Raw genomic sequence first — 25,299 nt, forward strand, 5'->3', positions numbered from 1 at the left:
CCTGTGAACCCCGGTCACCGCAGCAGATTCCGGCACTAGACTGCCCGCATGAGCTCACCGACGGTGTTCCTCACCGGTGCGGCCGCGGGCATCGGCCGGGCCACGGCCCTGCTTTTCGCTGCGCAGGGCTACCGGGTGGGCGCCTACGACATCGACGAGGTCGGCCTGGGCCGGCTCGCCGCCGAGATCGACGCCGCCGGTGGGCAGGTGCGCACCGGCGTCCTGGATGTGACGAACGACACGCACTGGCAGCAGCGGCTCGCCGAGTTCCACGAGGCACACGGCCGGCTCGACATCCTGATCAACAACGCGGGGATCCTGCGCGCGGGTCCGTTCGAATCCATCGATCTGCGCACGCATCGCGCGATCGTGGACGTGAATCTCGATGGCGTGATAGCCGGCTCGCATCACGCGTTCCCCTACCTGCGGGACACCGCGGGTGCCCAGCTGGTGAATCTGTGTTCGGCGTCGGCCATCTACGGCCAGCCCGAGCTGGCCAGCTACGGCGCGACCAAGTCGGCGGTCAAGAGCCTCACCGAGGCACTGGATCTGGAATGGGCGCGCCACGACATCCGGGTGCTCGCGATCTGGCCGTTGTTCGTCGCGACCGGCATGGTGGACGGCGTGCAGACCGGCACCACCCGGTCGCTGGGCATCCGGCTCACCGCCGAGGATGTGGCCCAAGGCATCTGGGACGCCACCCGCAACCGCCCCCGGCTGCCACGGGTGCACTACGCGATCGGCAGGCAGGCCAAACTGCTGGCACTCACCGCCAAACTCTCCCCCGGGTGGGCGGTGCGCACGGCCAACAAGTACTTCTCCGGTTCCTGACCTCGCGGCCGACCGGATCCGGTGGCGCGGGGGCACCGGTGGGCGTCGCGCGCACGGCCTCGGGAGCTGTCAGAATTCGTCCGAAGGGGGTTACCGATGCCGACAGTCACCGAATCCGCCGCGCCCGCCCGGGGCTCGCGGGACCACGACGGGCTGACGCGGCTGCTGGCCGACCTGCGCGCGCTCGGCGGCCCCGACGCCGCCGTCGCCGCCCACGCCGACCGGGCCGCCGAGCTGTGGCGCAAGCCGCCGCGTATCCAGGTGACCGGTCGCGCACACGCCGGGCGCACCACCGTGCTGCACGCGCTGGCACTGCTGTCGGCGGTGGAGACCGCGCCGATCGACGAGCCGGGCAGCCCCGACCCCGAGCTCGACGCCGACATCGTGGTCTACGTGCTCGCGGGCGCGCCGCTGCCCGCCGACCGCCGGGTGCTTGCCGGCCTGCCCCGGCAACACACCGTGGTGGTGCTGAACAAGGCGGACGCGATCGGCTCGCGCTGGGCCGACGCGGTGAGCGCCGCCGAGCAGTACGGCCGGGAGCTGGGCCTGCCGACGGTGCCGGTGGTGGCCTCGCTGGCCATGCGCACCAGGGCGGGCGTGGTGACCGAGGCGGATCTGGCGCTGCTGCGCCTGCTCGCCGCCGAGGCCGACCCCACCCTCACGCTCTCGCCGGAGCTGTTCGTCTCGGCCGCCGCCGGCCCCGATGCGGCCGAGCGCGAGGAACTGCTGCGCCGCTGGGACCTCCACGGCATCGCCTGCGCGGTGACCGCCCTGCGCCACGATCCCGGGCTCGGCGCGCCCGCCCTGCTCCAGGTGATGCACGCCGCGAGCGGCATCGACGCGCTGCACCGGTTGCTGCACCGCCGCTACGAGCAGGTCTCGGCGTTGCGCGGCGGCGATCTGCTCGACCGCCTGGCCCGGCTCGCGGCGCGCTCGGTGCCGGGTGCCGGTGGCCGGGCCCGCGATCTGATCGAGGAGTACCTGCACGGCGACGAGGCGCGGTGGCTCGCGTTGTGTGCCGGGCTGGCCCATCCCGCCGTCGCGCATCTCGCCGCCGGGTATCCGGCGGCGGCGCCCGCCGACGCCGACGACGCGCTGACCCGCGCGGCCCGCTGGCGGGCCGTCGTGGCGAGCGATCTGCCGCCGACGGCGCGCCGGGCCGCGCTGCGGGTGCACAACGGCTACATCCGGCTGTGGGAACGGATGAGCAGTGCCGGACTCTGACAGAACCGCGGTCGGCGCTTCGGCCGATCCCGGCGTGCCGCCCGAGCTCGATGCCGTGGTCGCCCGATGGAACCCGCAGGGCATGGCGCTGCTGACCGCCCTGCGCGCGCCGGGTTCGGCCGGGCAGGTGGCGCTGGTCGCCCCGGACGACGCCAACACGACGCTGCTGCGTACCGAACTGGCCCGCTTCGAGCCGCGGATCGCCCTCACCGAGCCGCTCACCGATGTCGTCGGTGTCGAGACCACACTCTCGGCGGCGCCCACCCCGCCCGCCGCCGCGCTGATCCTGCTCGACGCGGGCAGCGCGCTCGGCGCCGACGCGCTCGCGCTGATCGGCAGGCTGCGCGCGGCGGGCACCACCATCCTGCTCGCGATGAACGGCATCCACGCCTACGCGGATTGGCGGCGGGTGCGCGAGCACGACCTGGCGCTGCTGGCCGCCCACGGCTTCGGCGATCTGGACATCCTGCCGGTCTCCGCGCGCCTGGCCGTCGCCGCCCGCACCGGCGACACCGCCCTGCTCGACCGCTCCGGCCTGAGCGCGCTGCACGCCGCGCTCACCGCCGCGACCGCGGCCGCCGAGGGTGACGGACGCGACCGCAGGGCGGCCGTGCTGTCCCGGGTGCTCACCGACACCCGTCGCCGCATCACCGAGCAGATCGAGGCGCTGCGCTCGGACGCCGAGACCGCGCGCTGGCGCGCGGAGCGGGCCACGCTGCTCGCCGCCCGGGACGGCGGCCGCGCCAGCGCCACGGCGGCGTTGCGCGGGCAACTGCACCTGGCGCGCGTCGACCTGATGACCGAGACCGGCGCCCGGGTGCGCACGCTGCACGCCACCGCCCGCGCCGAGGTCGACCGGCTGGCGCGCGGCGAGCTCACCGGTTACCCGCGCCGGCTCCAGCAGTCCGTCACCGACCTCACCGCCGGTCTCGACCAGGACATCGACCGCAGGATCGCCGAGCTCGCCCACGGCGTCGACGCCGTGGGCGCACCGGTGGCCCCGGACGCGAGCCGGGCACCCGCGTTCGCCCCGGGCGCGCACCGCGCCGCCGAGCTGCCGCCGCGCCGTGTGGATCCCGCGCCGCGGGTCGGCCCGGATCCCGAGCCTCGGCAGGCCGGGGTGGAAGACCACTTGATGGTCGCCCTCGGCGCCAGCGCGGGCGCCGGTCTGGGCAGGCTGCTGGTGTCGCCGCTGTCGCTGGTGCCCGCGCTCGACGTCGCGAGCATCCCGGTCACCTTGGCGCTCGGCGCGCTGGCGGCCTGGTGGGTGGTGCGGGCGCGGCGGCAGGTGGCCGACCGGGCACATCTGCGGCAATGGGTCGCCGACGCGCTGGTCAACGTCAAGGCCCAACTCGAGCAGCGGGTGGCGACCGCGCTGGTGGCGGCCGAGACCGCGCTGGCCGAGCGGGTGATGCGGGAGAGCGCGCAGCGGATCGTCGACAACGACCGCAGGGTCGCCGAATTGGAGGCCCGCATCCGGCGGGCGTCCGCCGAGCGCCCCGGCCAGCTGGCGGCATGTGAACGCGACATCGCCGTGCTCGACCGGCACCTGCCCGTAGCCGGGTGAAAAAGCGCCCTACCGGTCGGTTCTGCGCATCGTGGCTGTTGAATCGGTCACTGTCTGGGTACACATTGACCAACCCGGCTCCGTTCGGGTGGTCACATCGCGTTAACCTCTAATCAGGAACCTGGGCGTCCGCTTCGTCCTTGTACGCCGTCCAGCCGGGGCCGCGTTGTCGACTGGTCGTAGCGGGTGCCTTCCCGCCAACGGTGGCGCTCGGTGTGTTCGCGCTGGTCATGGGCCTTGTGCCAGGGCGGTGCATCGCGGAGCCGCCCATCTCAGGAGAGTTTTCATGACCTCAGCGACCATTCCTGGTCTTCGTGGATCCGACGGCCAGGCGCCGACCGAGCACAGCGAACTACTCGCCTGGGTACAGGAAGTCGCAGAACTCACCCAGCCGGAGCGGGTGGTCTGGGCGGACGGTTCCGACGAGGAGTGGGAGCGGCTGACCGATCAGCTGGTGGAGGCGGGCACCTTCAAGCGCCTCGACCCGAAGAAGAAGCCGAACTCGTTCCTGGCGCTCTCCGACCCGTCCGACGTGGCCCGGGTGGAGTCGCGCACCTTCATCTGCTCCAGGTCCGAGGCCGACGCGGGCCCGACCAACAACTGGGTCGACCCGGCCGAGATGCGCGCCACCATGACCGAGCTCTACCGCGGCTGCATGAAGGGCCGCACCATGTACGTGGTGCCGTTCTGCATGGGCCCGCTCGGCGCCGAGGATCCCAAGCTCGGCGTGGAGATCACCGACTCGGAGTACGTCGTGGTCTCGATGCGCGTGATGACCCGCATGGGCAAGGCCGCGCTGGAGAAGATGGGCACCGATCGCCCCTTCGTCAAGGCCCTGCATTCGGTGGGCGCTCCGCTGGCCGAGGGCCAGCAGGACGTGCCGTGGCCGTGCAACGACACCAAGTACATCACCCACTTCCCGGAGGATCGCGAGATCTGGAGCTACGGCTCCGGTTACGGCGGCAACGCGCTGCTCGGCAAGAAGTGCTACTCGCTGCGCATCGCCTCGGCGATGGCGCACGACGAGGGCTGGCTGGCCGAGCACATGCTGATCCTCAAGCTGATCTCCCCGGAGAACAAGGCCTACTACATCGCCGCCGCCTTCCCCAGCGCCTGCGGTAAGACCAACCTCGCGATGATCCAGCCCACGGTTCCGGGCTGGCGCGCCGAGACCCTCGGTGACGACATCGCCTGGATGCGCTTCGGCAAGGACGGCCGCCTCTACGCGGTGAACCCGGAGTTCGGTTTCTTCGGCGTCGCGCCGGGCACCAACCACAGCTCCAACCCGAACGCGATGGCGACCATGGAGGCGGGCAACACCGTCTACACCAACGTCGCGCTCACCGACGACAACGATGTGTGGTGGGAGGGCTTGGAGGGCGAGCCCGACCACCTGATCGACTGGAAGGGCAACGACTGGTACCTGCGCGAGACGGAGACGCTGGCCGCGCACCCGAATTCGCGCTACTGCACCCCGATGTCGCAGTGCCCGATCCTGGCCCCGGAATGGGACGACCCGCAGGGCGTGCCGATCTCGGCGATCCTGTTCGGCGGCCGCCGCAAGACCACGGTCCCGCTGGTGACCGAGTCCTTCGACTGGCAGCACGGCGTGTTCATGGGCGCCACCCTGTCCTCGGAGCAGACCGCCGCGGCCGAGGGCAAGGTCGGCACCGTGCGCCGCGATCCGATGGCGATGCTGCCGTTCCTGGGCTACCACGTGGGCGACTACCTCGACCACTGGATCCAGCTCGGCAAGAGCGCCGACGCGACCAAGCTGCCGAAGATCTTCTACGTCAACTGGTTCCGTCGCGGCGAGGACGGCCGCTTCCTGTGGCCGGGCTTCGGTGAGAACTCGCGCGTGCTCGAGTGGATCGTCGGCCGGATCGAGGGCAGCGCCGACGCCGAGGAGACCGCGATCGGCAACGTGCCCAGGGCCGCGCACCTGGATCTCGACGGCCTCGACGTCGACCCCGCCGACGTCGACGAGGCGCTGGCCGTGAAGGCCGAGGAATGGCGCAAGGAGATCCCGCTGATCGAGGAGTGGTTCGAGTTCGTCGGCGACAAGCTGCCCAGCGGCGTGCGTGACGAATTCGAGGCGCTGAAGCAGCGTCTGGGCTGACCCCTTCGAACCAGCGGCGGAACCCCGGAGCATCGTGCTCCGGGGTTCCGCCGTTTCCGGCGGTTGTTTGATCACCGCGCCCGGCGGTATTCCCCGCTCAGGTCGGGATGATGAACGCTGCGTGGGTTCAGCATGGTATCGGCGGATTCGCCGGGCGCCCCCGCGGCACACGCGCGGTTCGCGCATTCCGAACCTGTTGTCACGCAGCGGGAGAAGTGGGTGTTCGTGGACGTCGAGTAGCCGGGAAACGAAACGCTTTGCCGTTACCGGGGTGTCGGTCGGCGTCGGCTCGATCGCGTTGTGCCGCCGCGTAATACGGCGTGTGAAAAGTACATTCTTCGCACCGAATTCGATCCCTGGAACCTGACCGACCAGTACAATCCAGACAACCACTGGTCGACTGAACTGCTTCCCGATCGCCTTCGCGACACCGTGGCGGCGGCCACGGCGAGCGGGGGTGGCGACACGTGAGAGGTGGTCCGAGCATGGCCGATCAGGACATCCCCGGTGCCGCGGCGTTGCCGAGCACGCCGACGCGTCGAGCGGCGGGACGGTTGCAGGAGGTGCTGCCACCGGGCTATCGCGTCCAGGTCGCCGACCTGCCGGTCGACCTGCTCGGCGACCGGTCGAGCGACCGCCGCGAGCCGGTCATCCGAGTGCTCGTGGCCCCCGAGCGACGGGAGTGACCCGGGACGAGCCGCGTCGTCGTCCCGGGTCCGACACCGCCGCCCCACGCCCGTAACAGGCGGCGGTACCTCTGTGGGGCCGGCTAGCCGGTCCAGCCCATCGGCATCAGCAGCGACTTCTGCTCGCAGAACGAGTCGAGACCCTCGGGCCCGTTCTCGCGTCCCAGCCCCGAGTTCTTGTAGCCGCCGAACGGCGCCGTCGGGTCGAAGGCGTACCAGTTGATCGCGTAGGTGCCGGTGCGCACCCGCGCGGCGATGGCGGCGCCGTGCTCGACGTCGGTGGTCCACACCGAACCGGCCAGGCCGTAGGCGGAGTCGTTGGCGATGGCCACGGCCTCGTCCTCGGTCTCGTAGGGGATCACCGAGAGCACCGGGCCGAAGATCTCCTCCTGCGCGATGGTCGACTTGTTGTCGACGTCGGCGAAGATGGTCGGCTCCACGAACCAGCCGCGGTCGAGCCCCGCGGGCCTGCCGCCGCCGAGCACCAGCCGCGCGCCCTCGGCCTTGCCCTTGGCGATGTAGCCCTCCACCCGCTCACGCTGGCGCTCGGAGATCAGCGGGCCGAAGGTCACCGACGGATCGTTCGGGTCGCCGGTCTTCAGCGTGCGCACGTGCTCGACCAGCGCGTCGAGGATCTCGTCGTACCGGCTGCGCGGCGCCAGGATCCTGGTCTGCGCGACGCAGCCCTGCCCGCTGTTCATCAGCCCGGAGAAGGCGAGTACCGGGATGTTGGCGGCCACGTCCATGTCCTCGAGCAGGATCGCGGCGGACTTGCCGCCCAGTTCGAGGGAGACGCTCTTGAGCTGTTCCCCGGCGATGGCGGCGATGCGGCGGCCGACCGGCGTGCTGCCGGTGAAGGTGACCTTGTCGACGCCGGGGTGGGCGATCAGGTACTCGGCGACCTCGGCCTCGGCGGGCAGTACCGAGATGACGCCCTCCGGCACGCCCGCCTCGGTGAAGATGTCGGCGATCATGTTGGCCGTCAGCGGGGTCAGCGGTGCGGGCTTGAGCACCACCGTGCACCCGGCGAGCAGGGCGGGGGCGAGCTTGTTGACCGCCAGGAACAGCGGCACGTTCCAGGCCGTCACGGCCGCCACCACGCCGCGCGGTTCGCGGCTGACCCGGGTGGTGCCGAAGGAACCGGTGCGGGTCTCGGTCCACGGGAACGTCTGCGCCAGTGCGGCGTAGGTGTCGAGAGTGGCCGTGGCCGGGAGCTGGTTGAGGGTCATCGCGGCCATGCCGGGCGCGCCCATCTCCGCGGTGAGGGCGGCGACCAGATCGCCGGAGCGCTGCTCGATCAGGCGGGCGGCCTTGGTCAGCACCGCCGCGCGCTCGGTGGGCGGGGTGGACGGCCACGGGCCGTGATCGAAGGCATGCCGGGCGGCCGTGACCGCCGCGTCGACGTCGGCGCGTTCCACGACCGGGACGCTGCCCACCGGCTCTACCGTGGCAGGCGAGATGACCTGAAGGCGCTCGGAGCCGGCCGGTTCGGTCCAGCGGCCGCCGATGAACAAGCTGTCGTAATGCATGAGAACACGTTACAGTTTTGCCCCGCGCTTGTCTGTAACCTGTTTCAGTTTTCCTCCGGCCGGGCCCGGTGCGGTTTCGTGGCCACCACGACGAGATTGCTCACCGACAACTCCCGTACCAGCGGCACGCGGACCAGCCACCAGGCCCAGCGCGGGTGGTAGCGCGGGAACACGGTGTGCACGTGCGCGGTGGTGGTCGACGCCCAGCGCAGTCCGTCGGCCGCGCGCACCGCGAACAACGAACGGCCGAAGCGGTTCTTCGGCTCGCGTCCGTGCTTGCGCCGGTACCGGCGGGCGGCGTATTCCCCGCCGAGGTAGTGCCACGGGCCCGTCTCGTGCCCGCCGAACGGGCCGTGCCAGACGGTGTAGGACAACACGATCAGCCCGCCCGGGCGGGTCACCCGCACCATCTCCTCGGCCATCGTCCACGGCTCCGGCACGTGCTCGGCGACATTGGAGGAGAAACAGATGTCCACGGCGTCGTCGCGGAAGGGCAGCGCCATTCCGGAACCGCGCACCGCCGCGGGGACCGACAGTCCGGCGGCGTGCATCTCGGACGGGTCCGGCTCGACGGGGATGTACCGTGCGCCGGCCTTGGCGAATTCGTCCGCGAAGTAGCCGGGGCCGCCGCCGACGTCGAGGACGGTGGCGCCGCGCAGGTCGGCGCCGACGAGGTCGGCGTAGAAGTCGGCGAGCATGGCGGCGCTGTCGGCGGCGATGCCGCCGTAGAACAGGGCGGGGTCGGTCTGCTCGAATCGGAAGCTGCCGAGCAGTCGCAACGAGCGGCGCAGGGTCGCCCGCCGGGCGAATCGCGGTGCGCGCGGCCTGGGTGGGACCGCCCGGTGCGGCCGCGTGATCTCTGCTGTCGGCACGGCGCCGAGTTTCGCACACGGCGGCGAGCGGGACGTCCTCGGTCCGGGAGCGCGCGGACGCCGGTCCACGGGCCCGGCCGCCGCGCACGGCCGGGCCCGCGGGGCCGCTCAGCCGACGCCGCTGTTGGCGCCGCTGCCGGTCGACGCCGAGGTCCCCAGCAGGCCGAGCAGGATGCCCAGCAGGCCGTCGATCTCGATACCGGTGCCGGTGTCGCCACCGGTCCTGGTCATCGTCTTCTTCATGGCGACTCCTCATCAAGCTGGCCGGTCAGCCTTCGACCGGCCGCCCCCAGAACTCGGGGGTGGCCGGAGACTATCCGCCCGCGCTGTGAAATGGAAGCGTTTCAGAGAAATTCGCCGGAGCGTCTCGGCAGGTCCGCGCGTCGCGGGCGGAGCCGAACTCGCGCGGGTGCGCCCCGGGCGTGCCGGTGATCGGGTTAGGGTGTAGCCCGATATCCGTTCCGGCACCCGACCGACGAGAGAAGCTCCACCGTGCGCGAAGTCCTCCTGCTCTGCTGGCGCGACTCCGGGCATCCGCAGGGCGGCGGCAGCGAGCGCTACCTCGAGCAGGTCGGCGCGCAACTGGCCGCGCGCGGGGTCAAGGTCACGCTGCGCACCGCCCGTTATCGCGGCGCGGCCCGGCGCGAGCGGATCGACGGCATCGACATCAGCCGCGGCGGCGGCCGCTACACCGTCTATCCGCGCGCGCTGGCCGCCATCGCGCTCGGCAGGCTCGGTCTCGGCCCGCTGCGCGGGGTACGTCCCGACGCGGTGATCGACACCCAGAACGGCATCCCGTTCTTCGCCACCGCCGCCACCGCGGCGCCCTCGGTGGTGTTGGTGCACCACGGGCACCGCGAGCAGTGGCCGGTCGCGGGCAGGCTGGTGGGGCGGATCGGCTGGTGGATCGAATCCCGGCTCTCGCCGCGCGTGCATCGCGGCAACCAGTACCTGACCGTCTCGCTGCCCTCGGCCGAGGAGCTGGCCGCGCTCGGCGTCGAGCGCGAGCGCATCGCGGTGGTGCGCAACGGCGCCGAACCGGTGCCCGCCGACGTGCCCACCGGTGCGGCGGTCACCCGTGCGCCCGAGCCGCGCGTCCTGGTGCTCTCGCGGCTGGTTCCGCACAAGCAGATCGAGGACGCCCTGGCCGTCGCCGCCCGACTGCGGAGCCGCTTCCCCGGCCTGCGGCTGGACGTGGTCGGCGGCGGCTGGTGGGCCGACAACCTGCGCGCGACCGCCCGTGCGCTGGCCATCGACGACATCGTCACCTTCCACGGCCACGTCGACGAGCGCCGCAAACACGAGCTGCTGGCCCAGGCCTGGGTGCACGTGCTGCCCTCCCGCAAAGAGGGGTGGGGCCTGGCGGTCATCGAGGCCGCCCAGCACGGGGTGCCGACCGTCGGCTACCGCAGCTCGCGCGGACTCACCGACTCCATCGTCGACGGGGTCACCGGCACCCTGGTCGACGATGTCGCCCAGCTGACCGACGCGGTGGGCGAACTGCTCGCCGATGCGTCGACCCGGACGGTGATGGGGGAGAAGGCGCGGGCGCGAGCGCGCGAGTTCTCCTGGGAGCAGACCGGCAACGGCGTGTACGAGGTGCTGTCGGCCGTCGCGCGCGGCGAGCGCGTGTCCGGCCTCGTCGGCGGACCTGCTCAGGGGGAGTGACGGAGCGTCACCGGACGGCGACACCGGGCGGCGACGAGTAACCCGCCGAGCAAGGCGCCCGCCCACGCCAGGTGCGCGAGACCGGCCCAGCGGCGTCGTCCGGCGCCGGCGTCGGTTCCGTTCGCCGCGCCCGGCACCCGGTAGAGCGCCAGATCGGCGTCGGCGTATACCGGTTCCAGGTCCGCCAGCGTGCGCGCCGACTCGCCCAGCGGTCCGGGGGTCCGCCGTTCCACCAGCACCCAGCCCACGCCCTGTGCGGCCAGCTCGGCCGGTGAACCACCGTGCAGGAGTAGCTGTTCCACCGTCCGCGCCCGCGTGCCCTCACCGGCGACGACCTGCCCGCGCACCGGCAGTTCGCCGGTCTGCAGCACATCGGCGGGCAGCATGCGCGGTGCCGGATCGAGCACCGGTGCCGGGCCGCTGTACTCGAACCGCCGGAACATGCCCGCGGGCAGCACCGCGACATCGGCGTCGCCGGTGATGGTCGCGGCCACCCGGGCCCAGCCGTCGGGATAACGCACCGGGCGCACCGCTCCGCCGACACCCCAGGCGAGATCGAACAGCGGCGCGACGAGCAGCACGACGAGGACCGTGGCGACGACCGCCGGACCGGGTTCGCGCGGGCCCGCCTGTTCGGCGGTCCCGTCGTCGTCGGCGGTGTTCCACCGGCGCAGGGCCGCGGCGATCGCCGTGCACCCCGCCGCCGCGCACAGGGTGTAGCCGGGCACGGCCAGCGCGACGTACTTCTGGGTATCGCGCAGCAGCCCGGCCCCGGGGACGTGGACGACCAGCCACTCGAGCACGCCCGTCCCCCAGCCGGTGGCGGCGAGCGCGGGCAGCACGACGGCCGCCGCCGCCAGGCCGAGCAGCGCGCGCCGCACGGCGGTGGCCGGATCGGGGTCGTGGGCCGCCTGCTGTGTGCCCGGTGCCCGGGTCGATGCCGCCACACCGCGTACCCCCGCGGCGACCAGAGCCAGCAAGATCAGGGTGCCGATCAGGGCGAGCGGTGTGGCGCGTGCGGCCGGGACCGCGTCGGCGTTCCAGATGCCGCCGAGGCCGGCCAGGCTGCCGAGCGTGCCGAGGCCGGGTTCCGCGCGGGCGGCGAAGGCCGCCACACCGGTGGGATCGGAAGGTTCGGCGCCCGCCCCGGACAGCAGCGTCGCCGCCAGCCAGGGTGCGGCGGTCAGCAGGATGGGCGGCAGCACCCACGGCAGCCGCCGCCACCCGATCGTCACGACCGCGACGAGCGCGGCGAGCAGCGCGCCGGTCGGGGTCAGGCCGGCCGCCGCGAGACACGCGGTCAGCGCGGCCCATCCGCCGATCGCCTCGCGCCGCGGCAGCGGTGCCGTCGATGCCGGTTCCGGCGCCGATGGGTGGGCACGCGAGGCGGCGCAGCGGATCCGGTAGGCGGCCAGCGCGGTCCACGGCAACGCCGCATAGCCGGTCAACAGACTCCAATGCCCTTGCAGAAGCCGTTCGGCGACATAGGGATTCCACATCGCCACGGTGATCGCGACGAGTTGCGCGGCCGTCGGCGCCCGCAGCAGCTCCCGCGCCGCCACCGCCGCCCCGTAGCCCGCCGCCCACAGCGCCAGCACCAGGACCACCCGCACGACCGAGCCGCCGTCGACCACCGCCGACAGCGTCGCCACCGCCGCGTCCTGCGGCACCGCGCGCGGGGCCGCGTCGCCGAGCCCGAGCGCCGAATCGGTGAGATAGGACCGCGGCGTGCTCACCGCGTCTCGCAGCAGGAGGTACCCGGGTCCGAGCAGCGGCCCGGCGATCAGCAGCGCGAGTGCACCGCTGTAACCGGCGGTGACGAAACGCTGTCCGCGCGCGCTCGCCTGCCTGCCGTCGATCACGCAGCAGACCCTAGCCGGTGGCCGCTCACCGGTGCCGGCACCGGCCGTCCCGGAGCAGCGTTTCGGCGAGGCCACGTCGTCGGGCGACGACACCGGGTGCGACCATTACCGAATGCCTGTCACGCGTCGTCCTCCGCTGGTCGCGGACCTGACGCTGGTGACGGCGGGCGCGATGACCGCCAACGTCGCGGGGTATCTGCTGCAACTGCTCGCCGGGCGCTGGCTGGGCGCCAGCGGGTACAGCGAGTTCGCCAGCCTGCTGGCCGTGCAACTGCTGTGCGCGGTGCCCGCGCTCGCGTTGCAGAACGTGGTGGCCCGCGAGTTCGTGCGCGGTGCCGAGGTCGCCGCGCTGCGGGCCCTGCAATGGCGGTGCGCGGCGATTGTCGCGGTGGTGGCCGCGGCCCTGATACCGGTGGTGACGGCGGCGCTGGAGGTCGGTGCCCTCGCCTGCGCGGGCGCCCTGCTCGCGGCGCCGGTGCAGGTGCTGCTCACCGGGGAACAGGGAATCCTGCAGGGCGACCGGCGGTTCCGTGCGCTGGCGGTGGTGCTCGGCGCGGCGGGCATCGCGCGGGTGGTGCCCGCCGTCGTCGTGCTCGCCCTCGGCGCGGGCACCGCGCCCGCCCTGTGGGCCGCGGCGGCCGGCTTGACGGTCGCCGCCGCCCTCGCGCGGGTGCTCGCGGGCGACCCGGTTCCGCCGCTGGAGACCGACCGTGCCGAACCGGCCGACCACGCCGAGCAGTCCGGCCCGATCGCGGACCCGGCGGGCGATCCCCGCCCGGCCGCTCGGTCCGTCGGCGTCCTGCCGGTGTTGCGGGCCGCGCAGGTGCAGGCGGCGTTGATGGCGATGTCGTCGGCGGATCTGATCGTGGTGCGGATGGTGCTCGATTCCGACGAGGCCGGGCGGTACGCGCTCGGCACGATGGCGACCAAGATCGCGTTCTGGCTGCCCGCCGCCGTCGGCGTGGTGCTGTATCCGCGGATGGCGCAGCCCGCGCATTCCGCGCGGGCGATTCGCGACGCGCTGGCGGTGCTGTCGGCGATCGGCGTGTGCGCGGTGCTCGGCGCGGCGCTGGCGGCGCCGCTCGCGTCGGTGTTCGCGGGTGCCGACTACGCACCGATCGAGGGGCTGCTGTGGGTGTTCGCGCTGCACGGCGCGATCCTGGCGGTGTTGCAGGGCGCGGTGCTGTCCGCCATCGCCGTCGACCGCACCGCCCCCGCAGCGTTGACCTGGCTGGGGCTCGCGGTGGAAGTCGCGCTCATGGCGCTGTTCGCCCGCTCGGTGCCCGCCCTCATCGGCACCGCCGTCTCCGTCGCGGCCGTCACGACGGTGTTCGCCGCTCTGGTCGTCCTCCGCACCGGCGACCGCGCGGTCTCCGACAGCCGCCTGCCGATCGGCTGACCCGCGATCCACCACAGCTTCGGCGCAACGAAATCGGCTCCCCACCCGGACGGGTGAGGAGCCGATTCGGCGAACTCCGTGGATCAGAGGTTCTTCTTGATGTTGATCTGCTCGGTCGGCGCATCGTCTTCGCCGCGCCGCACCGCACCCGAGCCGGGGGCCGCCGCGGCACCGCCGGTCGGAGCCGGACCGCGGGACGGACCGGCACCACCGCGGGGACCGAAGCCACCACCGGCCGGGGCCGGGTTCTTCGCACCGCGGATGCCCAGGAGCGCACCGGCGATCAGCGCGATCACACCGACGATGCCCAGGATGATCGGCACGACCCGGCCGAACAGCGACAGCGTGTCGATGTTGTCCTTGGCGATGGCGATCTGCGACTCGATGGTGTTCTCGTCGAAGACCAGGGTCGACTTCAGCGCGGTGACGTCCTCCTGCTGCGGGCTGCGGCCGTAGAACAGGTGCAGCTGCTCGCTGCCCTTGACGACGGTGCCGGTCTGCGGCTCGATCCACAGGTCACGGACGTTGGTGTAGTAGCGGGTCATGGTGACCGGGGTGTCACCGCCCTCGAGGCCCCACTTGGCGGCGGGCAGGGTCAGCCGGTTGGTCGGCGCCTGCACCACGTCCCACATGCTCGTGACCGGGACGGTCTGCTGGAAGTGGTAGACCTTCAGGTTGTTGATCTCGGTCTCTTCGATGAAGTTGGCGTCGAAGGTCGCGCGCGCGTTGAGATCGAAGTAGGGGTAGCTCTTCTTCTCGGTGCCGATCGGGAAGCGGTACTGCAGGCCGGTGTGCTGCACCGGATCGGCGATGCTCTCGCCCGCGGCGTTGGTGGTGACGGCGATCGAGCCGTTGGGCTCGGTGTCGACCGGCATGCCCGTCTTGCGGTCGATGGTGACGCGGTCGATGCTCGCGGTCAGCAGGCCGGTGTCGCCCTGCCGGTCGGTGCGGCGCAGCGTCTGACCCGCCTGGACCGTCATCTCGGTCGCGTTCGACGGCTCCTCGACGGTGAGGAACCGCTGGGAGATCAGCGGCACGTTCGAATCCACCTTCGCCGAGCCCTCGGGCGCGGTGAGCGACTTCGAGTCCAGCACAAGGCTGTCCTGGCCCTGCTGGCTGTTGGCGATGGTGGTGATCTCCAGGTCGAGAGGAGTCTTGGCCAGCTTGTCGACGGTGTAGGTCGGGATCAGCAGCGCCATGACGATCAACAATGCGCCGAGACCTACGAGCAGGCAGGCCACCGTCCTTCTGGTACCGGCACTCAGTGCCATGCAAACACTCCTCGTCGTAGAACACAGGTCATTCCGGCCAGTGTCGCGTGCCAACGGCAGCGACACTCGTGAGCCCCGACACTAACAGTCCGATCGCGTACGATGCGGTGCCGAGGCCGAATCCGGCCGGAAATCGCCCGAGTCTAGCGCGAAAACTGAAACCCCCGGTTCTCAACCCGCATGCTCGGACGGCCACACTGGAGCCCGATGACGATCACCCCTGCGGCCACGCGCCGTTTCCTCCCCGCCCTCGAAGGCATGCGCGGGCTGGCGGCGCTCGGTGTGGTGCTCACCCACGTGGCGTTCCAGACCGGTGCCGGGGGAACGCCGGTGCTCGGCCGCATCTGGGGCCGGTTCGACATGGCGGTGGCGGTGTTCTTCGCGCTCTCCGGTTTCCTGTTGTGGCGCCCGCACGCGGCCGCGGCTCGCGGGCTGGGGCGGGCCCCGTCGACCGGCTACTACCTGCGTCACCGCGCGGCGCGCATCCTGCCCGCCTACTGGGTGGTGGTGTGCGCGGTGCTGCTGCTGTTGCCCAACGCCGCCGACACCGCGGGCGCGCGGGTGTGGCTGTCGAATCTCGCGCTGCTCCAGGTGTTCGTCCCCTTGACACTGACCGACGGGCTGACCCAGATGTGGAGCCTGTCGGTGGAGGTGGCCTTCTATCTGGTGCTGCCGCTGCTGGCGCTGGCACTGGTCCGGTTGCGCGGTCCGGCCGCCCGGTGGCGGGTACCCGCGGTGCTGGCGCTGGGCGTGCTCAGCCTGGGCTGGAACTTCCTGCCGATTCCCACCCCCGACGCCATCCACGCCGACAACTGGCTGCCCGGTTACCTGCCGTGGTTCGCCGGCGGCATGCTGCTGGCAGAACTGGCCGATCAATCCCCGGCCGGTTCGCGGGTGCGGCGCTGGGGCGGCAGCCGGGCGCTGATGTGGCCCCTGGCGCTGGTCGCCTTCCTGCTCGCGGCCACCGACCTGGCCGGGCCCGCCGGGCTGACCCGCGCCGAACCGTGGCAGTACGCGGTGAAGATGGGGCTGGGGGCGGTGATCGGCGGGTGCCTGATCGCCCCGCTGGTGCTCGGCGACCGTCCGCATCGCTGGCTCGAATCACCGCCGGCCGCGACCATCGGCCGCTGGTCCTACGGCATCTTCCTGTGGCATCTGGCGGTGCTGTCGATCGTGTTCCCGGTCTTCGGCATCCTGCCGTTCGCGGGCGATTTCGTCTGGGTGCTCGTCCTCACCGTCGCCCTGACCCTGCCCGTCGCCGCCGCGAGCTACGCGCTGGTCGAGGAACCCGCCCGGCAACTGGCCCGCCGCATGGACCGGCGGGCGCGCGACCGCGGCGAGCACCGCGAACCCGCCGCGCAAACGGCTGCCTCGCCCGACCCCGCCGCGGTCGGCGCCCCCTGACCGACCCGCGGCCCGCGCGGAGGCGGCCGGCGGCCGTTGGCGCTTCCTGCCCCGGTCGGCACCACGACGAATTCTCGTCCGGTACCCCCGCTGTCGCGCCGCTCACCGCCGTCGCGGGGGCAACGCCGCGAGTCCCACGGCGATCACCGCGATCAACGCCGGCAGCTGCACCCACAACGAGCCACCCATGTACCCGTCCGGCGACCGCCACGGCCCGGTCGAGAGCGCTGCCGCCGACACCGCGGTCCCGATGCCCGCGATCGCGGCCGGGGCGGGGATGCGGCGCGCACCGGCGAAGCGGGCGGCGAGCAGTCCGGCGACGGTCAGCGCCGCACCGGTCACGCCCGCGATGACGCCCGCGGCCGCGGTCAGCGCGACGACCGCGACCGCCCGACCCGACCACGGCCGCGGTGCGGGGTCGTGTTCGGCCGCGGCACGACGGCGGGGAATCGCCGACGCCGCCAACGGAATCAGCAACAGCAGACCGCCGAATATGCCCCACCGGTACCACCGGTCGACCGGGAACGAGACCGTCACCGGCCCGGTGGCATCGGCGGGCATCAACCACCCCTGCTGCCATCCGTCGACGACCACCGGTTCCAGCGCACGCCCGTCGGCGGTGCGCGCCTCCCAGCCGACGTTGGTGCTCAACGGCAGCACCAGAAGCCGTGTGCGGTCGGGGTTCTCGCGCGCGGGCAGTGGTTCGGTGCGCGTCAACCGCAGCCGGTCGACGCTGAACAACTCGCCCGGCGCCACGGTCACCTCCGCGGTACCCGCGGGCACCGGCAGGCTGGTCGAAACCTCGCCGAACGCATCCGCTTCCGCGCACGGCCGCGCCGCCACCGGTGCGCCCGACCGCAATTCGGCCACGGTCGCGGTCACGGTGGTCCGCAGCACCCGGCCACCGAGCGCCACCGTGGGGCCGCTCTCGCACGGCACCGTCACGACCCGGTCGGGTCCTTCGGCGGGCGGGTGATCCGGCCCGAGCACCTCGATCTCGGCGAGTCCGGGCGGCTGGGTCTGCGCGAAGCCGAGGGCGGTGCGGTCCAGCACCGGCCGCCAGCTCTGGATGCTCAGTTCGATGCGGTCGGTCACGGTGGGGTGCAGGTCGACGCGCGCGGGGACGCCCGGCTCACGGTCCTCGTCGAGGGTGCGGACCTGCGGGCCGTTGCCGAGGTTCACCGACACCGCGGTCGGCTGGGCGGGCAGCCCGCCGAGCGAGGTGGTGATGTCCAGGCCGGTGACCAGTGCGGGTTCGGGCAGCTCGATGGTGAGCGTGGGTTTCGGGCCGGTGGCCTCGCGGACGGTGTCCTCCGGCGCGGTCCAGGTGGTGCGCGGGTCGCCGTCGGTGGCCGCGAACGCCGAGCCGCGCAGGTCGCCGACGTCGGCCTGACCGCGTGCGACCGGCCGCCCCGGCTCGGTGAGCAGGGCCTCCAGCGCGGGGCCCTGCCGGGTGCGCACCGTCAGCTCGGGCGTCACCGTCATCGGTTCCGGCACCGCGAGCATCCGGTCGAAGGCGCCCGGCTCCTCCGGCGAGAGCGCCAGGCCCTTGCTGCAGCGCACCCGGTCCGGGGCGTCGAAACAGCCGTTGCGGCCGGGGAATTCCTGGCCGAGGTCCCAGCCGAGCACCGTGCCGCCGGCCGGGGTGGGCGGCAGCACGGTGTGGTGACGGATCTGTACCGGCACGGGCGCGTCGCGCACGCTGTAGTCGTCGAGGGAGAGTTCGCTGATGCCGAACTGCCCTCCGCCGGTGCCGCCTTCGGTGCGGATGGCGGTGATGGTGAGCCATTCGGTGCGTCCGGCGGGCAGCGACAGCGAGACCGGCGCACCGGGTTCGGTGATCCGCGCGGACACGCTGCCGTTGGCGGTGCGCACCTCCACCCACTTGACAGGGTCGCCGATCGCGGCCGCGCTGGTGGTCAACCGCAGCAGGCCGTTGGTCACCGGCTTGTCGAGATCCAGCCGCAGCCACTGGCCGATCGCGATCTCGGTGCCGTTGCTGATCCACGCCGTGGCCGGGTCGCCGTCCACGGCGGCCGCGGTCGAACTGCCCGGCGCGGCGCCGCCGAGCTGGGTGGCGTCGGCGGCCGAGCTGGAGGCGGTGACGGTGGCGCCGCTCCATTCGCCGCGGACCGGTTCGGCGCCGGGCACCGGGTAGTCGGGGACCAGGTTGTGGGTGCGGCGGGCGTCGTCGGGGGCGCGCAGCGCGGAGTTGTGGTTGTCCACGCGGCCGAAATCGGCTTCCCGGTCCATCGGGGTGTCGGTCACGGTGACCGGCCCGACCGGAATCCCGGCGCGGGCGGCGTCGGCGGCCAGCAGCGCGGGCCCGGCCGGACTGCCGTCGCGGCGCAGCCGTTCCAGCACCTCGGGTCCGCCCTGCACGACCGGGACCGCGTCCAGCGGCACGGTGTAGGCGCCGGGGAAGGTCTCCGGCGCGCCGGTGCCCGCAACCACCTCGGCCGGGGCGAGGGCGGGGGAGCGCGGCGCCTGCACCCGGTAGATCTCCACGGCGGGGTAGGTGGGGCGCAGGTCTCCGTCGACGACCAGATCCTCGGCGACGGCCAGGTTCTCCACGGGCGCACCGAATTCGGCGACCTTGGTCAGTCCGGGTGAGCCCTCGATCGCCTGGTGCGCGAGCAGCGGCCGGGTCGAGCGCGAGGTCTCCGGGTCGAGGTCGTTGCGCAACACCAGCACGCCGATGCCCTGTCCGGCGAGCGTGGCGGCCAGCCCGGCCGAGGGGCGGCCGTCGGCGATGAGCCGCTGCACCGAGTCCATCGCGCGGATGGTGCCGGGGGGATTGAGCGGCACCGCGTCACGCACCGCCCAGGGGGTGCGCGCGAGCGCCTGCAACGGTTCGTCGCGCGTGAGGCCCCACACCTGGCTGCCGAACGGCGCACCGGGCACCACGAGCGCGCGGGTGTCGGCGGCATGGGCGGCCAGCCAGTCCGCGGTCTCGTGCCAGTAGGCGGGCACCTCGTCGTAGGCGCCGCGCGGGGCGAGCTTGCCGGTCCACGCCAGCGAGGTCGACAGCGCGAGCGCGGTCAGCACGAGCGCGGCCACCGCGACCAGCTTGTCGCGTTCGGGGTGGGCGAACGCGCCGAAGACCCGCGGCATCGGGGCCGAGGCGGGCAACGGCACCCGGGTCAGCAGGTGGGCCAGGCCGAGCACCAGCGGGATGCGGATGAGGGGTTCGAGCTTGTGGACGTTGCGCAGCGGCGCGCCGGTGGAATCGAGGAACACCCGGACCGATTCGGCGAACGGCCCGCTCAGCTCGCCGACGAAGCCCGCGCAGATGCCCACCAGCCCCACGAGCAGGATCAGGCTCAGCCGCCCCCGGTGCGGCATCGAGCGCATCGCCAGCCCGGCCATGCCCGCGGCCGCGATCAGCCCGGTCGCCAACACCGCCGCCGGCTGGGTGACCAGCACCGCGCCCGCGATGCGTTCGGGGGAGACGAACGGCGTCCAGCTGTCGGTGCCGCGCAGCACCTCCGCCAGCGACGCCCACTGCGTGGTGACACCGGAGGACTCGATGTAGTCCAGGAACGGCGGGCTGACGCGCCCGAGCAACAGCAGCGGCACCACCCACCACAGCGTCGCCAGCACCAGCAGCGGCACCCACGCGGCGGTGAACCGCCACCAGCGCCGATTCGGGCGGTAGGAGGCCCACCACAGCAGCGCGGGCAGGAAGGCCGCGACGGTGGCCACCGCGTTGACCGCGCCCATCAACGCCAACGCCAGCGCACTGCCCGCGGGCGACTCGGCGCCGCCCCGGCGGCGTCGGCGGTAGGCGTTGCCCAGCGCGGCGGGCGCGATCAGCACCCACGGCGCCAGCACCATCGGCAACGTCTCCGAGGAGATCGACCCCAGCGTGGTGAGCACGCGCGGGGACAGGGTGAACGCGACCGCCGCCACGATCCGCGACCCCCGGGTGCCGATGCCGAGCGTCTCGCACAGCCGCACGATGCCCCAGAATCCGGCGAGCAGCAGCAGCGCCCACCAGATGCGCTGGGTCACCCAGGCGGGCAGGCCGAGCAGATCACCGGCGGAGAAGAACGCGCCGTGCGGGAAGAAGTACCCGTAGGCCTGGTTCTGCACCTGACCCATCGGGGCCTGGCTGCTCCACAGGTGCGCGGCGCGGTCGAGAAAGCCCAGCGGATTCTGGGCCAGGTCGTACTTGGTGTCGGCGACCGTGAGACCGGGCGCCTGCAGGAAGGTGAGCAGGAACGCCGCGACCACGGTGCCTGCGAACCATCGTCTCCCGAGTGGCGCGGACTCGGGCCTGGCCCGGTCCGCGCCCGAGGTGCCGAGCGAGTCGGCGGATGAAGCGGAGGTCAGCGGATCAGCGGCTGCCGTATTCAACGCTGTTGAGCAGCGAGGAATCGGCGTCGCCACTGCGGTCGATCTCGGGGCGCGAGTTCTGCTGCACCGCCGCCGTGATGGCGAAGACCGCGATCACGCCCAGCACGGCGCCGGCAACCGCACTCGCAACACCAGGGACAGCAAACTTCATCGCGGCACTCCAATACATCGTGGCAGGCACATTCCGGGTCAACCTACCGCATGGCACCCGTCACAGGTGCGGAAGGTGAGGATGCGGTCTTTCAGTGCGTGGGCACCGCGCAGTCCAGCCCACCGAGGAAAGTGCGCAGTTTGGCGGTGGTCTCGTCCAGTTCGGCCTGCGGCTGCGAGGCCGCGACGATCCCGCCACCGGCGTAGGCGCGCAGCGAGCGCCCGTCGGCGGCGAGTTCGGCGCACCGGATGGCCACCACCCAGGTGCCGTCGCCGTCGGCGTCGCACCAGCCGACCGCACCGCCGTAGAACCCGCGGTCGCCCTCGACCCGGGTGATCGTCTCCAGCGCCGCCGCGGTCGGCGTCCCGCACACCGCGGGCGTCGGGTGCAGCAACACCGCCAGATCCAGCGCGGTCGGGGCGGGCTCGCGCAGGGTGCCGACGATGGGCGTGGCCAGATGCCACACGTCGTGGGTCTCCACCAGCCGCGGACCCTCGGGGATGCGCAGTTCCGTGCACAGCGGGGTGAGCACGTCGCGGATCCACTCGATGACGTAGGAGTGCTCCTCGCGGTTCTTCGCGCTGTCCAGCAACTCCGCGGCCTGCGCCGCGTCCGCGTCCGGGTCGGCGCGGCGCGGCGCCGTGCCCGCGAGCGGGTGCAGCGTCACCGTGCGTCCCTGCCTGGCCACCAGCAGCTCCGGCGAGGCCCCGATCAGGGTCGCCCCGGTGCGTCCGGCAGCGGTGAGGTCGACCGCGAACACGCTCGCGCCGGGATGCCGGGCGGCCAGCTGCGCGGCCACCGTCTCCGGTTCCAGCACGCCGTCGGCCTCGGCGAGCACCGAGCGCGCCGCCACCACCTTGCGCAACTCGGTGTCGGGATCGTCCAGCTGCTCCACGAGTTTCGCCACCCGCGCCAGATGCTCACCGGCACTGGGGAATTCGCTGACGACCTGCACCCGCTGCAGCGGCGGCAACGCGGCGGGCCGCCACGGACCGGCGGTGTGCACCTGCTCCGCGGGCGCGACCAGGGCCGCGGGCCGCGCCGGATCGAACGGCAACGCCCCCACCACGATCGCGGCGGCACCCGTCCGCAGCGCGGCGCGCGCGTCGTTCACCGCGTCGAACGCGGCGCGCACGCCCGACGCGCGCAGCACACCATCGGGCCGGGCCAGCAGGAAACCGTTCATGATTCCCGACCATAGCCCGGTCGACGCCGGAACTGTCGGGCTCGTGTCCGACACCACCACCGGCCCCGGGCATCCGCACGGCAACTCGCGATTGGCGTGCCTGTGCGGGGCCGCGCTCGACGTCGCGCACGTCGCCGCCGCCGGAGCACCCGGGGTGCGGTGGTTCGAGCGGGCGCCGAGGCCCTTGCAGCACCGGTGGTTCGCGCTGATGCGCCGCGCGGGGGCGACGGCACGGACCGGTCCGAGCGCCTTGCCCGGCGGGCCGTCGTCGGCCCCGGCCGTGATCAGGAGGTTGTCCCGGTCCGAACGGCCCCGACTACGGGTGAAGGTGTCTACACCCGGGTGGATTCGGGCACGGCGGGTTCGGCCGACACCACGACGGGCTCGTGTCTCGCGAGGACCACCGACGCTCCGATGGGCTCGGGCGTCGCGTCGGCCACCGGTTCGGTGACGATCTCGCGCTTCTCGACCACCGCGATCTCCGGGGACGGCACTGCCACACCCGCCCGGTCGGCGACGGACCCTGGCATCGCCGGGTTTCCGTGTGTCAGGGCGAGCGCGTAACTCCTCATACACATACCGGAACGCTAGGACCGTGAGCGCGGTCCACGCTTCTCCATTCCTGACCGATCGCAGTTCCTGCCACGACACTCGAGAGCGTTCAGCGCGCGGGTTCCTTCCCCGGCGGCACCATCAGCACGGGCCGATGGCAGTGCTTGAGCACCGCGTCGGCGACGCTGCTGTGCAACAGGGCGCGGATGCCGGTGGCCCCTCGGGTGCCCGCGACGATGAGGTCGACGTCGAGTTCGTCGGCGCATTCCACGATGGCGTTCCAGATGGTGGTGGTGCATTCGACGGTGCGCGCCTCGGCGTTGAGCCCGGCCAGTTTCGCCAGGCGCACGCCCTCGGTGTTGATGGTGCGGGCGTCGACGTAGGCGACGTCCTCGAGTTCTTCGTCGGGCACCCAGTCCGGTTGCATCACCCCCGAGAGCCCGGAGAGCCGCGCGGCCTGCCGCACCATCGGCTCCCAGGCGGTGAGCACCACGGCGCGCTGCGCGGAGAGGAAGCGGCCGGCGTATTCGATGGCGCGTTTGGCGTTCTCGGAGCCGTCGTAGGCGATGAGCATCAGATCGCAGGGCACGTCCGACCTCCTGCCGGGAGTCTCGTGCTGTCAGGTTACTCCCGCGGGCGTGGCTACCGGCCGGTCGACGCGCGGGCGTTGGCGGCGACGCGCCGGGCGCGACTACCGTGGAATCCCATGCGGAAGACGCCTCTGGTCCTGCTCGCACTGTGCGCGGCGATCGCCACCGCCTGCTCGGGCGGCGGCACCACCGCCACCTCGACGTCGACGGCCCAGCCTGCCGCGTCGACCTCGGCCACCGAGCCGTCCACCGGCACCGGCACGCCGGTCGCCCGCGACTGCGGCGCGGAGTTCCTCGGCTCGCTCACCACCCGGCAGAAGCTGGCGCAGCTGCTCACCGTGGGCATCACCGGCACCGCCGACGCGCTCGACGTGGTGAACCGCGAGCAGATCGGCGGCATCTTCGTCGGCAGCTGGACCGATCCGTCGCTGCTGGCGGACGGGCAGCTCCCGCAGGTGCAGGCCGCCGCGCGGGTACCGGTGATGGTGACGATCGACGAGGAGGGCGGCCGCGTCTCGCGCGCCCGTGACCTCGTCGGCGCCGCCCCCTCGGCCCGCGACACCGCGCAGACCATGACGCCGGAGGAGTTCTACCAGGCCACCCTGACCCGCGGCCGGGCGCTGAAGGACCTCGGCATCACGGTGAACTTCGCCCCCGACGTCGACGTCAGCGCCCAGCCCGACGACTCGGTGATCGGCGACCGCTCCTTCTCCGACGATCCCGCGGTGGTCACCCGCTACGCCGAGGCCTACATCCGCGCCATGCGCGAGGTCGGCGTCGGCACGGTGATGAAACACTTCCCCGGCCACGGCTCCGGTTCCGGCGATTCGCACACCGGCGCGGTGCGCACGCCGCCGTTCGAGCAGCTCCAGGCCGTCGACCTGGTGCCCTACCGCGAGCTGATCGGCTCCGGCGCGGCGGTGATGGTCGGCCACCTCGACGTGCCCGGCCTCACCACCCCGGACGTGCCTGCGAGTATCAGCCCGCAGGTGATGACCCTGTTGCGCCAGGGCACCGGCTACGGCGCCGCGCCGTTCCAGGGTCCGATCTTCACCGACGACCTGGGCGGCATGGCCGCGATCACGTCCCGGATGAGCATCGAGGAGGCGGTGGAGGCCGCGCTGGTCGCCGGCGCCGACAACGCCCTGTGGATCACCACCGACGCGGTCACCTCGGTGCTGGACCGGCTGGAACAGGCGGTCGCGAGCGGCCGGTTGCCGATGGCGCAGGTGGACGCCTCGGTGCTGCGCATGGCGGCCTACAAGGGCGTTCTGCCCTGTTGAGGTCACGGGTCGGCACGGCCGGACGGCGCACGGATCCGTCTCGGCCGAACTTACCTTGGAGTAATATCAGAGTCTCGGTTTGCGGTAGGAGAGTGGATGGCGGGCGGAACGAAACGACTTCCCCGGGCGGTTCGTGAGCAGCAGATGCTCGACGCCGCGGTGGAAGTCTTCGCGCGCAAGGGGTTCCACGATACCTCCATGGACGCCATCGCCGCCGAGGCGAAGATCTCCAAGCCGATGCTCTATCTCTACTACGGCTCCAAGGACGAGCTGTTCCGCGCCTGCATCCAGCGCGAGGGCATCCGGTTGATCGAGGCCGTCGCGCCCGCGGGCAACCCGCTGCTGTCCCCGCACGAACAGCTGCGCACCGCGTTGGAAGCGTTCCTGGGCTTCGTCGACCGCAACCGCCGCTCCTGGCAGGTGCTCTACCGGCAGGCGATCGGCCAGCAGGCCTTCGCCTCCGAGATCGACAATGCCCGCGAACGGGTCATCGAACTCACCGCCAAGCTGCTGGAGTCCAGCGCCAAGCACGCCGAGCCCGGCACGAACTTCGACATCGTCGCCGCCGCCGTCATCGGTGCGGGGGAGGCCATCGCCGATCGCGTCGCGGGCGGGCGCATCGAGGTCTCCGAGGCCGTCGATCTGCTCGACGACCTGGCCTGGAGCGGTCTGGCGGGCCGCAAGAAGAGCGAGTAGCCGCTGGCGTTGCGCGGTGCTCGCCGCTCTGTCACGATGTGGCGCGATCG

At 72.6% G+C, this 25,299-nt stretch carries 20 protein-coding genes; 10 read left to right on the forward strand and 10 right to left on the reverse strand.

The features are described 5' to 3' along the window. Nucleotides 1-48 precede the first annotated feature (48 nt). The 5 genes from AMO33_RS21275 to AMO33_RS21295 all read left to right on the forward strand — a co-directional run bounded on the left by AMO33_RS21275 (nt 49) and on the right by AMO33_RS21295 (nt 6,427). A complete protein-coding gene (locus AMO33_RS21275; protein WP_060594007.1) occupies nt 49-831 on the forward strand; it encodes an SDR family oxidoreductase in 783 nt (260 codons plus the stop codon). A gap of 96 nt (nt 832-927) precedes the next feature. Further along, the gene (locus AMO33_RS21280; protein ID WP_060594008.1) at nt 928-2,055 is read left to right on the forward strand and encodes a hypothetical protein; all 1,128 of its coding nucleotides are present in this window, start codon (nt 928-930) and stop codon (nt 2,053-2,055) included. Further along, nucleotides 2,042-3,622 (forward strand): hypothetical protein, encoded by a 1,581-nt coding sequence (locus tag AMO33_RS21285; RefSeq protein WP_060594009.1) that lies wholly within the window; start codon nt 2,042-2,044, stop codon nt 3,620-3,622. The genes AMO33_RS21280 and AMO33_RS21285 overlap by 14 nt, the downstream gene beginning before the upstream one ends. Nucleotides 3,623-3,908: 286 nt before the next feature. Beyond that, the gene (locus AMO33_RS21290; protein WP_011212013.1) at nt 3,909-5,741 is read left to right on the forward strand and encodes a phosphoenolpyruvate carboxykinase (GTP); all 1,833 of its coding nucleotides are present in this window, start codon (nt 3,909-3,911) and stop codon (nt 5,739-5,741) included. 485 nt (nt 5,742-6,226) lie between these two features. Continuing rightward, nucleotides 6,227-6,427, forward strand: a complete 201-nt coding sequence (locus tag AMO33_RS21295; protein ID WP_041560494.1) for a hypothetical protein — start codon at nt 6,227-6,229, stop codon at nt 6,425-6,427. 83 nt (nt 6,428-6,510) lie between these two features. Here AMO33_RS21295 and AMO33_RS21300 read toward each other — a convergent pair whose 3' ends face one another. From AMO33_RS21300 to AMO33_RS32655, 3 genes are all read right to left on the reverse strand, one after another. Then, the gene (locus AMO33_RS21300) at nt 6,511-7,956 is read right to left on the reverse strand and encodes an aldehyde dehydrogenase (RefSeq protein ID WP_060594010.1); all 1,446 of its coding nucleotides are present in this window, start codon (nt 7,954-7,956) and stop codon (nt 6,511-6,513) included. A gap of 44 nt (nt 7,957-8,000) precedes the next feature. Further along, nucleotides 8,001-8,828 carry a class I SAM-dependent methyltransferase gene (locus tag AMO33_RS21305; protein WP_076573745.1) on the reverse strand — a complete coding sequence of 276 codons (828 nt, stop codon included), beginning with the start codon at nt 8,826-8,828 and terminating at the stop codon, nt 8,001-8,003. A gap of 108 nt (nt 8,829-8,936) precedes the next feature. Next, entirely contained in the window at nt 8,937-9,071 is a 135-nt protein-coding gene (locus AMO33_RS32655; protein ID WP_255266252.1) for a hypothetical protein, read from the reverse strand. Nucleotides 9,072-9,320: 249 nt separating this feature from the next. Between AMO33_RS32655 and AMO33_RS21310 the strand changes: the two genes are divergently transcribed. Next, on the forward strand, nt 9,321-10,496 hold the full coding sequence (locus tag AMO33_RS21310; protein ID WP_060594011.1) for a glycosyltransferase family 4 protein: 1,176 nt from the start codon (nt 9,321-9,323) through the stop codon (nt 10,494-10,496). Here AMO33_RS21310 and AMO33_RS21315 read toward each other — a convergent pair. Beyond that, on the reverse strand, nt 10,484-12,358 hold the full coding sequence (locus AMO33_RS21315; RefSeq protein ID WP_176579831.1) for a hypothetical protein: 1,875 nt from the start codon (nt 12,356-12,358) through the stop codon (nt 10,484-10,486). The genes AMO33_RS21310 and AMO33_RS21315 overlap by 13 nt on opposite strands. A 112-nt stretch (nt 12,359-12,470) precedes the next feature. On the opposite strand from AMO33_RS21315, the gene AMO33_RS21320 reads away from it, so the two are divergent. Then, complete coding sequence (locus AMO33_RS21320; protein WP_060595081.1) at nt 12,471-13,757, forward strand: polysaccharide biosynthesis protein; 1,287 nt, start codon at nt 12,471-12,473, stop codon at nt 13,755-13,757. A gap of 83 nt (nt 13,758-13,840) precedes the next feature. Here AMO33_RS21320 and AMO33_RS21325 read toward each other — a convergent pair whose 3' ends face one another. Beyond that, entirely contained in the window at nt 13,841-15,028 is a 1,188-nt protein-coding gene (locus tag AMO33_RS21325; protein ID WP_041560493.1) for a DUF3068 domain-containing protein, read from the reverse strand. Nucleotides 15,029-15,235: 207 nt separating this feature from the next. Here AMO33_RS21325 and AMO33_RS21330 point away from each other — a divergent pair, with 207 nt between their 5' ends. Further along, the gene (locus AMO33_RS21330) at nt 15,236-16,432 is read left to right on the forward strand and encodes an acyltransferase family protein (protein ID WP_076573747.1); all 1,197 of its coding nucleotides are present in this window, start codon (nt 15,236-15,238) and stop codon (nt 16,430-16,432) included. 102 nt (nt 16,433-16,534) lie between these two features. On the opposite strand, the gene AMO33_RS21335 is transcribed toward AMO33_RS21330, so the two are convergent. The 5 genes from AMO33_RS21335 to AMO33_RS21345 all read right to left on the reverse strand — a co-directional run bounded on the left by AMO33_RS21335 (nt 16,535) and on the right by AMO33_RS21345 (nt 23,269). Continuing rightward, nucleotides 16,535-20,767 carry an alpha-(1->3)-arabinofuranosyltransferase gene (locus AMO33_RS21335; protein ID WP_179946656.1) on the reverse strand — a complete coding sequence of 1,411 codons (4,233 nt, stop codon included), beginning with the start codon at nt 20,765-20,767 and terminating at the stop codon, nt 16,535-16,537. 4 nt (nt 20,768-20,771) lie between these two features. Beyond that, a complete protein-coding gene (locus AMO33_RS30575; RefSeq protein ID WP_011212003.1) occupies nt 20,772-20,942 on the reverse strand; it encodes a DUF2613 domain-containing protein in 171 nt (56 codons plus the stop codon). 91 nt (nt 20,943-21,033) lie between these two features. Then, entirely contained in the window at nt 21,034-22,128 is a 1,095-nt protein-coding gene (locus AMO33_RS21340) for an isochorismate synthase (RefSeq protein ID WP_060594013.1), read from the reverse strand. A 332-nt stretch (nt 22,129-22,460) separates the two neighbouring features. Beyond that, the gene (locus tag AMO33_RS31675; protein ID WP_086840542.1) at nt 22,461-22,658 is read right to left on the reverse strand and encodes a hypothetical protein; all 198 of its coding nucleotides are present in this window, start codon (nt 22,656-22,658) and stop codon (nt 22,461-22,463) included. A gap of 131 nt (nt 22,659-22,789) precedes the next feature. Next, entirely contained in the window at nt 22,790-23,269 is a 480-nt protein-coding gene (locus AMO33_RS21345; protein ID WP_060594014.1) for a universal stress protein, read from the reverse strand. Nucleotides 23,270-23,386: 117 nt separating this feature from the next. Between AMO33_RS21345 and AMO33_RS21350 the strand changes: the two genes are divergently transcribed. Together AMO33_RS21350 and AMO33_RS21355 are read left to right on the forward strand one after the other, a co-directional pair. Continuing rightward, complete coding sequence (locus AMO33_RS21350; RefSeq protein ID WP_011211999.1) at nt 23,387-24,553, forward strand: glycoside hydrolase family 3 N-terminal domain-containing protein; 1,167 nt, start codon at nt 23,387-23,389, stop codon at nt 24,551-24,553. A 96-nt stretch (nt 24,554-24,649) separates the two neighbouring features. Further along, on the forward strand, nt 24,650-25,249 hold the full coding sequence (locus AMO33_RS21355; protein ID WP_011211998.1) for a TetR/AcrR family transcriptional regulator: 600 nt from the start codon (nt 24,650-24,652) through the stop codon (nt 25,247-25,249). Nucleotides 25,250-25,299 lie beyond the last annotated feature (50 nt).

The organism is Nocardia farcinica, from assembly GCF_001182745.1.
Taxonomy (GTDB): Bacteria; Actinomycetota; Actinomycetes; order Mycobacteriales; family Mycobacteriaceae; genus Nocardia; species Nocardia farcinica.

What these genes read in the sequence shown, in the direction of transcription:
- AMO33_RS21275 (WP_060594007.1), top strand. Translation starts at nt 49, where the DNA reads ATGAGCTCACCGACGGTGTTCCTCACCGGTGCGGCCGCGGGCATCGGC.
- AMO33_RS21280 (WP_060594008.1), top strand. Translation starts at nt 928, where the DNA reads ATGCCGACAGTCACCGAATCCGCCGCGCCCGCCCGGGGCTCGCGGGAC.
- AMO33_RS21290 (WP_011212013.1), top strand. Translation starts at nt 3,909, where the DNA reads ATGACCTCAGCGACCATTCCTGGTCTTCGTGGATCCGACGGCCAGGCG.
- AMO33_RS21295 (WP_041560494.1), top strand. Translation starts at nt 6,227, where the DNA reads ATGGCCGATCAGGACATCCCCGGTGCCGCGGCGTTGCCGAGCACGCCG.
- AMO33_RS21300 (WP_060594010.1), bottom strand. Translation starts at nt 7,956, where the DNA reads ATGCATTACGACAGCTTGTTCATCGGCGGCCGCTGGACCGAACCGGCC.
- AMO33_RS32655 (WP_255266252.1), bottom strand. Translation starts at nt 9,071, where the DNA reads ATGAAGAAGACGATGACCAGGACCGGTGGCGACACCGGCACCGGTATC.
- AMO33_RS21320 (WP_060595081.1), top strand. Translation starts at nt 12,471, where the DNA reads ATGCCTGTCACGCGTCGTCCTCCGCTGGTCGCGGACCTGACGCTGGTG.
- AMO33_RS21325 (WP_041560493.1), bottom strand. Translation starts at nt 15,028, where the DNA reads ATGGCACTGAGTGCCGGTACCAGAAGGACGGTGGCCTGCCTGCTCGTA.
- AMO33_RS21330 (WP_076573747.1), top strand. Translation starts at nt 15,236, where the DNA reads ATGACGATCACCCCTGCGGCCACGCGCCGTTTCCTCCCCGCCCTCGAA.
- AMO33_RS30575 (WP_011212003.1), bottom strand. Translation starts at nt 20,942, where the DNA reads ATGAAGTTTGCTGTCCCTGGTGTTGCGAGTGCGGTTGCCGGCGCCGTG.
- AMO33_RS21340 (WP_060594013.1), bottom strand. Translation starts at nt 22,128, where the DNA reads ATGAACGGTTTCCTGCTGGCCCGGCCCGATGGTGTGCTGCGCGCGTCG.
- AMO33_RS31675 (WP_086840542.1), bottom strand. Translation starts at nt 22,658, where the DNA reads ATGCCAGGGTCCGTCGCCGACCGGGCGGGTGTGGCAGTGCCGTCCCCG.
- AMO33_RS21350 (WP_011211999.1), top strand. Translation starts at nt 23,387, where the DNA reads ATGCGGAAGACGCCTCTGGTCCTGCTCGCACTGTGCGCGGCGATCGCC.
- AMO33_RS21355 (WP_011211998.1), top strand. Translation starts at nt 24,650, where the DNA reads ATGGCGGGCGGAACGAAACGACTTCCCCGGGCGGTTCGTGAGCAGCAG.